General features: G+C 71.8%; 11 protein-coding genes. 6 read left to right on the forward strand and 5 right to left on the reverse strand.

Annotation, left to right across the window (positions count from 1 at the left end; genetic code table 11):
* Positions 1-5 precede the first annotated feature (5 nt).
* The gene (locus GTY96_RS10620) at positions 6-1,808 is read right to left on the reverse strand and encodes a PP2C family protein-serine/threonine phosphatase (RefSeq protein ID WP_143900996.1); all 1,803 of its coding nucleotides are present in this window, start codon (positions 1,806-1,808) and stop codon (positions 6-8) included.
* 337 nt (positions 1,809-2,145) lie between these two features.
* Here GTY96_RS10620 and GTY96_RS10625 point away from each other — a divergent pair, with 337 nt between their 5' ends.
* The 3 genes from GTY96_RS10625 (at position 2,146) to GTY96_RS10635 (ending at position 4,820) form a co-directional block, all read left to right on the forward strand.
* Complete coding sequence (locus GTY96_RS10625) at positions 2,146-3,153, forward strand: thiamine pyrophosphate-dependent dehydrogenase E1 component subunit alpha (RefSeq protein WP_143900997.1); 1,008 nt, start codon at positions 2,146-2,148, stop codon at positions 3,151-3,153.
* Between the two features lie 2 nt (positions 3,154-3,155).
* On the forward strand, positions 3,156-4,211 hold the full coding sequence (locus GTY96_RS10630) for an alpha-ketoacid dehydrogenase subunit beta (protein WP_143900998.1): 1,056 nt from the start codon (positions 3,156-3,158) through the stop codon (positions 4,209-4,211).
* A gap of 117 nt (positions 4,212-4,328) precedes the next feature.
* Positions 4,329-4,820 (forward strand): GNAT family N-acetyltransferase, encoded by a 492-nt coding sequence (locus GTY96_RS10635; protein WP_143900999.1) that lies wholly within the window; start codon positions 4,329-4,331, stop codon positions 4,818-4,820.
* A 37-nt stretch (positions 4,821-4,857) separates the two neighbouring features.
* Here GTY96_RS10635 and GTY96_RS10640 read toward each other — a convergent pair whose 3' ends face one another.
* Complete coding sequence (locus tag GTY96_RS10640) at positions 4,858-5,214, reverse strand: TIGR02266 family protein (RefSeq protein WP_143901000.1); 357 nt, start codon at positions 5,212-5,214, stop codon at positions 4,858-4,860.
* Positions 5,215-5,340: 126 nt separating this feature from the next.
* Between GTY96_RS10640 and GTY96_RS10645 the strand changes: the two genes are divergently transcribed.
* The 3 genes from GTY96_RS10645 (at position 5,341) to GTY96_RS10655 (ending at position 8,177) form a co-directional block, all read left to right on the forward strand.
* Positions 5,341-6,222 carry a hypothetical protein gene (locus tag GTY96_RS10645; RefSeq protein ID WP_235685517.1) on the forward strand — a complete coding sequence of 294 codons (882 nt, stop codon included), beginning with the start codon at positions 5,341-5,343 and terminating at the stop codon, positions 6,220-6,222.
* A 252-nt stretch (positions 6,223-6,474) separates the two neighbouring features.
* Entirely contained in the window at positions 6,475-7,737 is a 1,263-nt protein-coding gene (locus GTY96_RS10650; RefSeq protein WP_143901001.1) for an SGNH/GDSL hydrolase family protein, read from the forward strand.
* 98 nt (positions 7,738-7,835) lie between these two features.
* Positions 7,836-8,177, forward strand: a complete 342-nt coding sequence (locus tag GTY96_RS10655) for a DUF2845 domain-containing protein (RefSeq protein WP_143901002.1) — start codon at positions 7,836-7,838, stop codon at positions 8,175-8,177.
* Here the strand turns inward: GTY96_RS10655 and GTY96_RS10660 are convergent.
* From GTY96_RS10660 to GTY96_RS10670, 3 genes are all read right to left on the reverse strand, one after another.
* The gene (locus tag GTY96_RS10660) at positions 8,171-10,108 is read right to left on the reverse strand and encodes a CotH kinase family protein (protein WP_161664642.1); all 1,938 of its coding nucleotides are present in this window, start codon (positions 10,106-10,108) and stop codon (positions 8,171-8,173) included. The genes GTY96_RS10655 and GTY96_RS10660 overlap by 7 nt on opposite strands.
* A gap of 79 nt (positions 10,109-10,187) precedes the next feature.
* Positions 10,188-10,919, reverse strand: a complete 732-nt coding sequence (locus GTY96_RS10665; RefSeq protein ID WP_143901004.1) for a hypothetical protein — start codon at positions 10,917-10,919, stop codon at positions 10,188-10,190.
* A gap of 28 nt (positions 10,920-10,947) precedes the next feature.
* Positions 10,948-13,617 (reverse strand): phosphoenolpyruvate carboxylase, encoded by a 2,670-nt coding sequence (locus GTY96_RS10670; RefSeq protein WP_161664643.1) that lies wholly within the window; start codon positions 13,615-13,617, stop codon positions 10,948-10,950.
* Between the last annotated feature and the right edge of the window lie 25 nt (positions 13,618-13,642).

Raw genomic sequence — 13,642 nt, forward strand, 5'->3', positions numbered from 1 at the left:
GTTCGTCACGGCGAGGGGGCGGGGCTGAATTCGGCGACGATGACGGTGATGTCGTCGCGCTGAGGCTGGCCGGCGCTGTAGGCGCGCACGTCCGCGAGGAGCGCGTCGCGGAGGGCGTCGGCGGGGAGGTGGGCGTGGGCCTGGAGCGCGGCGGCGAGCCGCTGCGTGCCGTAGAGCCGGTTGGCGCCGTCGCGCGCCTCGGTGAGGCCGTCCGTGTACCAGACGATGATGTCACCCGGGCTCAGCTGCGCCTGGCGGGACGTGAACTGCGACGCCACGTTCGCGCCCAGCAGCGGGCCGCGCGCCGGCAGCGACGCCATCTGCCCGGTGTTCCGGTTGAAGACCGCCGCCGCGGGGTGCGCGCCCGCCGCGTAGTCGATCTGCCCGTTGTACACGTCGATGACCGCGAGCGCGCTGGACATCTGGTGCTCGCCCCGGCCCACGTTGGCCAGGGTCACGTTGAGCGCGGTGATGAGCATCTGCGCGTGCACCTGCGACGGCTCACGCAGCGTCATCGCGGACGCGAAGCCGCTGGTCGCGCTGGTGGCCACCAGCGACGTGGACAGGCCGTGGCCCGTCACGTCCCCGATGCCGATGACGACCCGCCGGTCATCCAGCGCCGCGCGGAACCACCAGTCACCGCCGCACGCGTCCGCGGGCACCACGAGCCCCGCGAGCCGCAGGGGCCCCACCGTCACCGCCTCGCGGCCGGGAAGGAGCGTCTCCTGCACCGTGCGCGCGAGCGACACCTCGCGCTCCAGCTGCGCCTTGGCGCGCACGTCCTCCAGCAGGACCTTGATGCGCTCGGCCATGTGGTTGAACACCACGCCCAGCGTCGTCACCTCGCGGCCCGCGCCCGGCGCCGTGCCCGCTCTCGCGCCCAGGTCACCGGCGGCCAGCTGCATCACCCGATGGGTGAGCACGCCCAGCGGCTTGGTGATGCGGCGGCTCTGGAACGCGGCCAGCACGCCGGCCAGCACCACGAAGCCCACGCCCAGGCCCACGATGCGCAGGGTGTTGGCGCGCACCGCGGCGCGGTTGGTCTCCTCCAGGTCGTGCAGCTGCTTCTGCAGGTCCTCCAGCGAGTAGCTGATGACGACCACGCCCTTGCCGCCCTGCGAGCCATAGTCGAGCGGCTCCTGGAATTCGAAGACGGGCTGGCCCTGGAAGAAGGCGCTCGCCCAGTGGCGCTCCGCGGTCCGGCCGCCGGAGGACTCCCCCAGCTTCGCCGCCGGGTCGCTGTCCGCGACGAGCTGCCCGTCCGCGTCGAACATCTGCACGCGCAGGATGTTGCGGTTGTCCGCGATGATGGAGCGCGCCACCTCCGTGAGGAACGCGTAGTTGTTGTCGCGCAGGCTGGTGGCGGAGGTGAGCGCCAGGGTGTGACTCACCGTCTGTCCCAGCTCGCGCGCCTGGGACTGGAGCCGCTGCGTGAAGCGGTCCGACGTCGCGGTGAGCTGCGCCTCCGTCGTCTTCGCCGACAGCGCGGCCAGCAGGCCCACGATGACGATGACCAGCGCCCCGGTGGTGAGCAGCAGCAGCTGATCCAACCGCAGCCCGCGGATGGCCGCCACGTTGGGCAGCTCCCCCGCCTCCATGGGCGCGATGACCGTGTGCGTCGCGTCCGCGGCCGGCAGCCCTACCGCGCCCGTCAGCCGGGTGGCCGTGCTCTCCCCGCGCAGGACGGTGAGCTCTCGGGAGTGGGTGCCGGTGTGCTCCGGCGGAGGAGGCGGCCCCCCGCTCGGCGCGCTCGGGGACGCATCGGGGGAATCGGGCACGGGGTCGAGGCGCGTGTTCGTACGGGACAAAGGCACACCTGGGAGGGCCCGCGAGGGGAACGCAGTCGGGGCGGGGCGGACTCTATCGCACTTCCTGATTGACGCGAGGAGTCCACCTGTCGGGTTTTACTCCGGGGGCGCTCCCTCCCCCGCCCGCCCGACGTGCTCCCAGCCGTCACGGGAGCGTTTCCGAGCGGCCGGAAACCCGCCCTGGCGCGGCATGGATGAGTTCCGCTCATTGCCGCGTCGCGCCACCCGGGGCTCGAAACGGTGGCGGCGGACACCGGCCGCTCAGGGAGCTTGAGTCGGGAGGTCGCGTTCGGAGTATAGGGGCATCCCTTTCCTTTCCCTTCGAGGTCCTCCGCGCGTGTCACGGCCCCGGTTGATCAAAGAAAACTCCGCGCCGCTTTCGCTCGCCCGAGAGCAGCTCATCCGCATCCACGACCTGATGGTGAAGGCGCGCGTCCTGGAGGAGCGCCTGATCCAGATGTACAAGCAGGGCCACGGCTACTTCTGGATTGGCGGCCCCGGTGAGGAGGCGTTCAACGTCCCCCTGGGCCTGCTGATGAAGTGCGGCGAGGGCCCCGCGTACGACTACCTGCACGCGCACTACCGCCAGTCCGCGACGCTGCTGGCCCTGGGCGAGGAGCCCATCGGGGCGCTGCGGCAGATGAAGAACACGGCCACGGACCCCTACTCCGGCGGCCGCAACTTCGCGGGCCACTTCAGCCGGCGCTCGAAGAACATCGCCCCGGTCACCTCCCCCATCGAGGTGCAGTACGCCATCGCGCCGGGCACGGCGATGGCCCAGAAGCGCCACGGCGGCGACGGCATCACCATCGTCACCGGCGGCGACGCGGGCACGGCCGAGGGCGATTTCGCCAGCTGCCTCATCTGGAGCAGCCGCCCCGCCAACCCGCTGCCCATCCTGATCATCGTCACGAACAACACGTGGGGCATCTCCACCACGTCGGACGGCCAGCACGGCGAGACGAACATCAGCGACCGCGCGCGCGCCTTCAACATCCCGGCGAAGACCATCAACGGCAATGATCCGGTGGAGTCCTACCAGGAGATCCAGGCCGCGATGGACTACGTGCGCAAGGAGCGCAAGCCCTACTTCCTGGAGGCGAAGGTGTCGCGCCTGTACGGGCACTCCTCCGCGTCCGGCGCCAACTTCGTGAACGAGGAGCAGGACTGCCTGCGCCTGTTCGAGGCGCGGCTGGAGCAGGAAGGCGTCCTCAGCCGGCAGCAGATGGACGAGGCGCGCAACCGCTACTCCGAGGAGCTGGCCGCCGCGGCGCGCACCGTGCGCGACGAGCCGCAGCCCTCCGGCGATTCCATCTGGGAACACATCTACGCGGAGAAGAAATAACCATGGCGAACATGGCACAGGCCATCCGCATGGCCCTGCACTACGCCGAGGAGAACCTGGGCGTCACCGACATCTTCGGCGAGGACGTGGGCGCCCCGCTGGGCGGCGTCTTCACCTGCACCCAGGGCCTGAAGACGGCGTGGAACAGCCCCCTGGATGAGCGCGGCATCATCGGCGCGGCCATGGGTCTGGCGATGGCGGGACACCGGCCGGTCGCGGAGATCCAGTTCTGCGACTACATCTACAACACCATCGACCTGCTCAAGCTGGCGGGCAACACGCACTGGGCGACGAACGGCGACTGGGCCATGCCCATGGTGGTGCGCACGCCCGTGGGCAGCGGCATCCGCGGGTCCATCTACCACTCGCACTCCTTCGACGCGACGATGACGCACATCCCCGGCTGGAAGGTGGTGATGCCCTCCACGCCGCTGGACGCGTACGGCCTGCTCATCTCCGCGTGCCAGGACCCCAACCCCGTCATGTTCCTGGAGCCCAAGGCGCTGCTGCGCGTGAAGGGCGACGAGCGCATCCCGGGCGAGCCCGACGACGACCGCGCGCTGTCGAAGATGATCGACGCGCCCCTGGGTGACCGCTCGCAGTGGAAGCCCCAGTGGCCCTTGGTGGAGGGGTTCGCGGTGCCCATCGGCAAGGGCAAGGTGGTGCGCGAGGGCGCGCAGGCCACCGTGGTCAGCTACGGCCGCACCCTGCCCCTGTGCGCGAAGGCCGCGGCCCAGCTGGCGGAGGAGGGCCTGAGCGTGGAGGTCATCGACCTGCGCTCGCTGTGGCCCTACGACTGGGAGCTCATCAAGGCCTCCGTGCAGAAGACGGGCCGCGTGCTCTTCGTCAACGAGGACACCGAGGTCACGAACTTCGGCGAGCACCTGGTGCGCCGCACCGTGGAGGAGCTGTTCTACTCGCTGCTCGCGCCGCCCCGGCTCATCGCCGGCAAGTTCGTGCCGGGCATCGGCCTGGCGGACGCGCTGGAGATGGCGTCCGTGCCGCAGCAGGGCGACATCACCGCGGCCCTGCGCACGCTCTGCCGCGAACAGCCCTGACCCCACCCCGGCCCGGGGGACCCACACCGAATGTCCGGTGCCCCCGCGCCAGAAGCCACCTGGGCCGCCGTTCCTCTTTGGAGGTCCGGCGGCCCTGTCGTTAGAATCCCAACTTCCGTGTCCCAGCCCATCGTCCGCACCATGACCCCCGCCCCTGACGCCAACGCCTTCCGCATCCGCCGCGCGCGCCGTGGCGACGCCGAGGTCATGGCCCAGCTGCTGCGCGAGCTGGGCTACCCCCAGGGCACCGATCAGCAGACAGTGCACTGGGTCATCAGCCATCCGGAGATTGAGATCTTCGTCGCGGGGGATCCGCAGGACCGCGCGGTGGGCATGGTGTCCTTCTCCCACCGGCCGCAGCTGCGGCTGCGCGGGCGCGTGGCCACGGTGGACGAGCTGGTCGTCTCCGAGGGCTGGCGCCGCCGGGGCGTGGGCCGAGCGCTGCTGGCGCAGGTGGCCCAGCGCGGCAAGGTGCTGAGCGTGAAGCAGCTCCAGCTCATCGCCCCCATCAACGTCACCGACGAGACGCGCGCCTTCTACCGGGCGTGCGGCTACGTCGAAGGCGACTCGGGGGTGTTCCGCCACGCCGAGAGCGAAGCCCAGCGGTAGCAGAAAGGGCCCGGCATCCCGGCCGGGCCCCGGGCTTTCAGCGCTTGAAGCTCGCGACGACGCGGCGCAGGCGCTCGTGGTCCTCTTCGCTCACGTCGATGAACCGCACGCCGATGGCCTCCGCCTCGTCGCGCACCCAGGCGACGATGCCGGTGAGGTGGAACTCCTCGCCATCCACCACCATGGCCAGGCGCACCTGCGCGCCCACGTCGTAGGACTTGCGCGTGCGCAGGCACAGGCCCCCCGCGGACAGATTCAGGGAGTAGGCCCGCAGCGCGCGCGCCGCGTCCTCCGCCTGCTCGAAGCGCACCTCGAACCGCGCCGCCACCCGTTCCTCGGCGCGACGGTTCAAGTACGGGTCTGGCTCCACCGGCCCATCCAGCTTCGTGTTCATGCGCACCCTGACCCCCTCGGTTCTCGAACCAGAAGTGTCGGCTGGTTTCCAGGCCCGGTTCAAGGGCCCCCGTGAGACGGAACGGCTCGTGTAAGTCCCAGGTTACTTCCACGGAGGGGTTTCCGGATGGGTGCGCGTCTCGTGTTGTTGGGTGGGGCCCTGATGCTGGGGCTGTGGGTGGCGGGCTGCGATGGCAGCGGAACTGTCCGTCCGCCGACGGATGGCGGCACAACCCTGGATTCCGGGGCGGACGCCGGTGATTCCGGGACCATCGGCGCAGGGGACGGGGGCGGCCCGTCGGACTTCGCCTGCAACGTGGCGAAGCAGGAGGGCTGCGCGGCGGGCCAGGGCTGCTTCTACACGGACCTGCTGGATGGCGGCACGGGCAGCCAGTGCTTCGCGGGCGCGTGCGATCCCGTGAGCCAGGGCTGCGCGAACGGGCTGCGCTGCACCTACGTGGGCCTGGATGCCGGGACGACGGAGCGCCAGTGCGTCGCCGCGGGCACCGCGGCCGAGGGTGCTCCGTGCACGCTGGCCGCGTCGCCCCCGGGGCAGACCTACGACACGTGCGCGGCGGGCCTGTACTGCAAGGACGAGGCGCAGGCCGACGGCGGCACCGGCTTCTTCTGCCGCAAGCTGTGCCACGCCGCCTCCGACTGCGGCTCCGGCGACTGCAACACCGTGCTGCGCCTGGCCGGCACGCGCGAGCTGCCGCTGGTGTGCGGCCCGCCGTCCGCCCGGTGCGATGCGTTCGCCCAGGACTGTGAGAGTCCGCTGGGCTGCTACCCGGCCGCCAACGGGCCGGTGTGCGCGGGCCAGGGAACGCTGGCCCCGGGCGCCGCATGCGAGTTCAGCAACCAGTGTTCACGGGGAAGCACTTGCGTGGTGTCCGGTGGCACCGGCGCGTGCCGGACGCTCTGCCGCACGCCGTCGGGCTCGCCTGGCTGCACCAACGCGACCTGCCGGGCCATCACCAACAACGGCGACGTGGGCGCCTGCATCCCATGACGCGGGGGGCACGCCCCCGGTAACACCGTGTGGAAGGCGACGGTTCTACCCAGGGGCGGAAGCCCTCCACCCCGGGGTGGCGATGCGACGGGACTGGACGGGCGCGCCGTCCCCCCTTGCGGTGGCGGTCATCCGCCGCCGCGTCCCCGCGGCCGGGCGTCCGGGCCCCCCGCGCGGCTGGCCCGCGACGTGAATCATCGGTCGCCAAGAAGGCGTGTCGTGCACATTCTCTTGCGCCGGGAGGTGGTGGGCATGGGTATGGGAAAGGCGCTGCGGTGGTGCGGCTTCGGTGCCCTGAGCCTGCTCGTGGGGTGCGGCGGCCTCATCGAGGACGGGGATACGAGGGAGTCAGCCCCGGGCCACACGGACGCGGAGGTCGGCGTGCCCGTGGGGCCCGTGGAGGCCGCCCCCACACTGACGCTGCATGACGGACACACGGTGCAGGCCACGCCGCCAGTGGCGCCGGGCGAGGTCCAGTTCCAACCGGGCTTCCACCAGGCCCTGCGCGAGTCCGGCTTCGTGGGGGCCGTCACCACGTACCGCCTGAGGATTCCGGTGGGTCGCGCGGGCAACCGCGTCCGCGTCACCTTCCGTTCGGGCAACGGCGAGCTGACCCTGCAACGGGCCACGGTGGCGAAGGCGGGCGCCGACGGCGCGCTGGCCTCCACGCCCGTGGCCCTCACCTTCAGCGGCAAGCCGGGCTTCACCACCGGCGCGCGTTCGCTGGTGACGTCGGATCCCGTGGCGTTCCCGGTGGCGTTCCGGGACGAGCTGGCCCTCTCCTTCGAGGTGAAGGGCGCCATGGGCCAGAGCCTCATCAACGCGTTCCCCGGCAGCTACGCGCACACGGGCGCGTACGCAGCGACGCAGACCGCGCTGGGCGGGCAACCCTGGCAACAGGCCGTGGCGGTGGCCACGGTGGACGTGGAGGGCACGCCGGGCCGGGCGTTCGTGGCCATCGGGGACAGCATCACCGAGGGCTACACGGACACCTGGAACGACACGCGCAACGCCTGGCCGGCCCTGGCGGAGGCGCAGCTCGGGGTCCCCGTGGTGAACTCGGGCGTGTCCGGGCAGGGCTTCTGGGACGCGAACATCCAGCTGCCGCAGGAGGTGCTTGCGATGCAGGGCTTCACCGACTGCATCGTGCTGCTGGGCACCAATGACCTGGGCGCGCCGGACGTGACGGTGGAGAAGCTGGAGCAGCGGATGACGCAGCTGCTGGATCAGCTCCAGCCCCGGTGCCGGCTGTGGGTGAGCACGCTCTTGCCCAAGGAGAAGACGAACGAGGGCAGCTACGAGGTCGTGAAGGCGCAGCGCCATGAGTTCAACGCGTGGATCCGCGCCCAGAAACGCGCGGAGGTCATCGACCTGGAGGCGGTGACGCGCCAGCCCAACAACGTGGACCTCTTCATCGACGGGCTGGAGGTGGACGGCATCCACGCGTCCAAGGAAGGCCACCGCGTCATGGCCGCGGAGGTGGTGCGCGTGCTCAAGGCGAGGGGCGGCCTGTAGCGCCCACCCGCAAGGAAAATGCACGGCGGGTGTGAATAGAGGCGGGGCCTCCGCGTCCGTGCGGCACCACCGCACCACTTCCTCCATCCGGAGCCGACATGCGCACCCTGTCCGCCAGCCTCGTCCTCGCTTGCCTCGCCCTGCCCTCGCTCGTCCACGCCTCCGCGCTGCGCTGCGACAACAAGCTTGTCTCCGAGGGGGCGTCCCAGGCGGATGCGCTGGCCAAGTGCGGCGAACCGGTGACGCGGCAGAGCCGCACGGAGTACGTCACCAACAAGGTCAAGTCGAAGACCCCCATGGAGGAAGCCTCCACGGAGGTCACCTCCTCGACCACCTTCGAGGAGTGGACCTACAACTTCGGCCCCCACCGGCTGATGCAGGTGGCCATCTTCCGCGATGGCCGCCTCGTGGACGTGCGCAGCGGCTCGTACGGCTACTGAGCGTTGGCCTCGGCCTCGGGCGGCGTGAGCGGCCCCAGGTGCCGCTCCAGGAACCGCCGCATGAAGGCAGGACGCTGGATCGCCGTCTCGCGCACCCACGCGAGGTTCAACCGCCAGGCCTCCATGGAGGCCGGCTGGCTCCAGCGCGCCACGTGGCCAGGCATCTCCGGCTCCAGGTCCGCGGCGGCCGCATCCAGATAGGCCGTCACCCGCTCCGCGGTGAAGGTGTGGTCCAGGTGCCAGAGGAAGCGCTCGATGAAGCGGGCCTTGAACTCCGGTGACCGGAGCAGCCGCCGCAGGAGGACGACGGACCATGCCTCCAACGTCGGGTCCTCCAGCACGCGGCCCAGGCTGTCGAAGTCCGGGCCCGAGTGCAGGGCGAAGTCCAGGTCATACACGAGCCAGCGCCAGCGGCCGTCCTGCCCGTAGGGCGCCCCCGGCGCGTACGCCTTCGTGCGCAGCCGCCAGAACTTCACGTTGTTCTCCGGCCAGTCCTCGTTGCCCAGGTACAGCTGCGCGACCTGGTAGTCGATGAAGTCATCCACGTCCATCCGCGTCCCCACCCAGGCGTAGTTCGCCGGGATGGCCGGGTCGTTCGCCTGGACGTAGTCGATGAGGTCCAGGTAGTGCTGCTCGTCGCCCGCCTCGCCGACGTTCACCTCCCCGAACCGCTCCAGGATGACGACCTTCTTGCGGTCCACGCCGTAGTGCGACGCGAGGTAGTACTCGTCATAGCGCTCGCGCAGCTCGTGCAGGCCCCAGTACTCGCCGTCGAAGAACACCAGCGTGGGCCGGCACGGCTGGAGCGCCAGCCGCGTTTCGGCGAGCAGCCGCTGCAACGCGCAGTCGCGAAGCTTCGTGTCGCCCTGGTCCTGCCCGGACGTGCGCACCAGCAACCGCGTGAAGTCCGTCACCGTGGAGCCGGGGAACACCGCGCCGGAGAACGTCTTCGGCCCGTACTCCTCCTTCGCGTACAGGCGCAGGCTCTTCTGCGGCAGCACGGCGCTGCCGGAGCCGTGGATGCGCACCCCGGCGTCCTGCGCGAAGACGCGCGCGCCCGTGGCTTCGAACCACTCCACGTAGACGGGCCGCTCCCACTCCTTGCCGTCCTGCATGTAGTTGCCCGCCCCCGGGTCACCGGGGCTCGCCTCGGAGATGCGGCCGGGGACGTAGATGCCCCGCTCCGCGTCGAAGAAGTTCGCCGCGTCGGTGACCAGCGACAGCACCGGGAGCGTGTACGGCGTCCGTCCAATCAGGAACGTGCGCGTGGACACGGGCCCCACCGGCACCGTCCCCACGTATTGCTGGTAGCGCACCACCGTGGCCTGCGGCACCACCTCCAGCGGCGCGGCCCACCGGGAACCCTCGGGGGCGCTCACCGGCGTCGTGGGGACATAGGCCCAGGTCACCGGCGTCGTGGGACGGGGCAGCAGCACCAGGGGCCCCGTGTAGAGCGGGGACTCGGGCGTGGGCAGGGAGCCGTCCAGCGTGAAGTTCGTCCGCACGCCCCGCGTCGTGGGCAGCGTCAGCAGCGCCTCCTGCTGATAGAGGCCGGGCCGCGCGTCGAACGCGAGGTGCTGGAAGTCGACGCGGGCCCGCGACTCGACGCCCTGACGGTCCTTCGCCACCACCTCCACCGCCAGCGCCCGTCGGCCCGGCCACCAGGGCAGGCTCCACCGGCCGGCCTCCACGTCGGCATAGCCCAGGAAGCGCCCGTCCTCGTACACCTCCACCCGGGGCACCCCCGCATCGCTCCACACCGTGCCGGACAGCCGGTGCGTGTCCACCGCGTGCCCTTCGATGGTGACGTACGGCCGCGCGGGCGGGGGAAGCTCCGCCTCCGAGACGCGCCGCTCCGGTTCGGGTCCACAGGCGGACCCGCTAAGGACGAGGAGACCTACGAGCAGGGACGGGAGGTATCGGAAGCCCATGATTGGCTCCGTCCTCTATCAAAGAATCATTTGACCTCCCATCGCCCTGTGACACGACGCGGTGGAAGGGCGCCAACGCCTAGGGGGCGGGCGCGACGGGCTCCAGCAGGCCATGCTTCTGGAGGAGCGCGGCCAGCGCGGGGGGGGCGAGCATCCAGTCCTCGCGGGTGGGCACCCATCGCACCGGGGCGTGAGCGGCGGCGAGCCGGGCGTTCACCTCCGCGATCATCGGGGCGAAGGTGGGCTGGGGCACATCCCAGCTCCCCACGCCGGCCTGGACCTCCACAGCGCCGGGCTCCACGCGCACGGCGGGCTGGCCCTGCACGGGCTGCACGGCGAAGCCCGGGAGGTAGGGCTGCATGGCGGCGGAGAGCCGCTCCAGCAGGGAGGGGTCCTCGAAGGGGTGGGCGCCCTCCCAGTCGAAGAAGGTGGGCAGCTGCGCCTGGAGCTCGTCGCGCAGCGGATCCTCGCGGCTGTCGCGCCAGGAGTGCTCGGCCAGGAAGCGGGCTTCATGGGGGATGCGGATCTCCCAGCGCTCCAGGAGCGCGAGCAGCTCCGCCACGCGCTCCACCTCCTCCCACGGGGGCTCCACGCGCTGAAGCCAGGACACCTCCGACACCGTCTGGCCCCGGCGCAGGCCCGTCACGCGGTCCCCCTTGCGCAGCTGGAAGGGGGGCGCGTGGGTGAACTCCGGATCCGGGTAGAGGGCGGTGTGGAGCACCCCGTCGCCCGGCGCGGGCGCGTCCGGGCGCAGCCGCGCGAAGCCGTGCTTCGGGTTGATCTCCTCGACGGTGAACGTCTCCTGGGCCATGGTCCGCGCGCTCCTGTGTCGCCCTTGTCTAACCGGTGTTCCGCATCCCCGCAGCAATGCCGTTGAGCGCCAGGAGCAGCGGGCGGTCGCACTCCGCGTCCCCGTCGCGCTTGCGCTTGAGCAGCTCCACCTGGAGGAAGGACATCGGGTCCACGTAGGGGTTGCGCAGCGCGATGCTCCGCTGCAACTGCGGATTGTTGTCCAGGAGCTTCGCCTCGCCGGTCAGCGACTTCACCGCGCGGCGCGTGCGCGCGTGCTCCTGCTGGATGCGCAGCCACAGGGGCCGCGTGGACGCGGGGGCCAGCTTCGCGTACCGCGCCGCGATGGCCATGTCCGTCTTCGCCAGCACCATGGTCACGTTGTCGATGACCGTGTGGAAGAAGGGCCACTCCTTGTACATGCGCTGCAAGAGCGCCGCGCCCTCGGGGGTGGCCGCGTAGGACTCCAGCGCGCTGCCCACGCCGTACCAGGCCGGGAGGATGGCGCGCGTCTGCGTCCAGGCGAAGCTCCAGGGGATCGCGCGCAGCGTCTCCAGCCCGCCCGCCTTGCGCTTGCTGGGGCGTGAGCCGATGGGCAGCGCGGCGATCTCCTCCACCGGCGTGCCCGTCATGAAGAACTCCACGAAGCGCGGGTCGTCCCACACGAGCGACCGGTACGCCTGACGGCCCGACTCCGCGAGCACGTCGAACGCGGCGCGGAAGGCCGACTCGTCCTCGGGGGACGGGCGCGGCTGCGCGTCGAGCGTGTGCAGGAGCACGCCGCCCAGCACGAGCTCCAGCGTGCGCTGCGTGAGCTCCGGGCGCGCGTACTTGTGGTCCATCGCCTCGCCCTGCTCCGTGGCCTTGTAGGCCCCGGCCACCGTGCCCGGCGGCAGCGCGAGGATGGCCGTCTGCGCGGGGCCGCCGCCGCGCGCCACCGTCTCCCCCCGGCCGTGGAACAGGCGCAGGGGCACCTCGGCCTCGTCCGCCACCTGGGTGAGCGCCACCTGGGCGCGGTACAGCGCGGCGCTCGCGGCGAGCAGGCCCACCTCCTTGCCGGAGTCGCTGTAGCCCACCATCACCTCCTGCACGCCCCGGCCCTTCAGGTGCTGGCGGTACTCCGGGTGCGCGAACAGCTGGCGCAGCACGTCGGGCCCGCCATCCAGCGCGCCCAGCTGCTCGAAGAGCGGCGCCACGTCCACGGTGGCGCACTGGCGCTCCGCGTCCCAGAGCCCCGCGTGCTTCAGGCACTGGAAGGCCGCCAGGACGTCCTCCGCCGTGGAGGCCATGGAGAGGATGAGGGTGCGGCAGACGGACTCGCCGCCCTCGTCCTGGCCCTCGCGAAGCCGCTTCAGCACGTCCAGCAGCCGCTGGCCCCCCTCGGAGGGAGGCGGTCCCCCGGCGATGGAGGCCGCCGCGCTCACCGCGTCCTCCGCGGGGACGCGCACCTCCAGCTCGCCCAGGCCCAGGCCCAGCGCGCGGACGCGCTCGGACATGCGGCGCACCTCGCGCAGCCCGGCGTGCTCGGCGCGGGCCGCGAAGAGCGACCGCTCCAGCACCGCCAGGTCGTCGCCCAGGGCCTCCGGAGAGCGGTAGGCGCCCGGCGCGAGCGTGGACGCCCTCCCCTCACGCCGGGCCAGCACGTGCTTGAGGGCCAGCGACAGCCGCTCCTCCATGAAGCGCAGCTTGCGCCGCCACGGCTCGCCCAGCGTGCGCGGCCCCTGCTGCTTCGCCACCTCCGGCAGCGCCTTCGCGTCCTCCTCCAGCGACCGCTCCAGCTCCTGGGTGGGGCGCGCGTGCCGCTCCGACTGCGACAGCATCCCCCCCAGCCGCTCCACGTCGCGCAGCAGCAGCCGCAGGCCCCGGGCCCGGTGCGCGCGCAGCGTGTCCGCGAACACGTCGGGCGTCACCAGCGGGTTGCCGTCCATGTCGCCGCCCACCCACGAGTGCACGCGGACGGGCGTGTCCAGCGCGCCCAGGGGCTCGCCGTAGGCGCGCTCGAAGGCCCAGTCCAGCGCCTCCGGCAGCCGGGACACCGGCTCCGCCAGCATCTCCTCCACGTACCAGTGGACGTTCTTCACCTCGTCACCCACGGTGGGGCGCTCGCGGCGCAGCTCGTCCGTCTGCCAGAGCGCGGTGATCTCCTCGCGCATGGACGACAGGTTCGCGGCCGCCTCGCGCGGGGTGAGCGCGCACCGGTCGCGCTCTTCCAAGAGCTGCGCCAGCCGATAGAGCTTCTCCAGCAGCGTGCGCCGGACCGCCTGCGTCGGGTGCGCGGTGAACGTCAGCGTCACCTTCAGCGTCCCCAGCGTCTCGCGCACCTTGTCCGCGCCCACCCCCGCGGCCCTCAGCGCGAGGAGCGTCGCCTCCAGCGACCCCTTCTGGGGCCGGGTGGCGGTGGGGCTCGCGTGGGCCCGCGCGCGGCGGATGCGGTGGTGCTGCTCCGCCAGGTTCACCAGCTGGAAGTAGACGGAGAAGGCGCGCAGCACCGGCTCCACCTGCTCCGAGGGCAGCCGCCGCAACACCGCCGCCAGCTCCGCCGCCGCGGCGCGCCGCCCCGCCACCGGCCCCCGCCGGCGCTGGATGGCCAGCTGGCGGACCTCCTCCTCTTTCTCGAACAGGGCCTGCCCCTCCTGTTCGACCAGCACCTCACCCAGAAGCCGGCCCAGGAGCCGGACATCCCGCCGCAGCGGGGGATCCACGGGACGTGTACGCGCCATAGCGGAGCGGAACCGTAGTCCCTCG

This window comes from Corallococcus silvisoli (assembly GCF_009909145.1).
GTDB lineage: Bacteria > Myxococcota > Myxococcia > Myxococcales > Myxococcaceae > Corallococcus > Corallococcus silvisoli.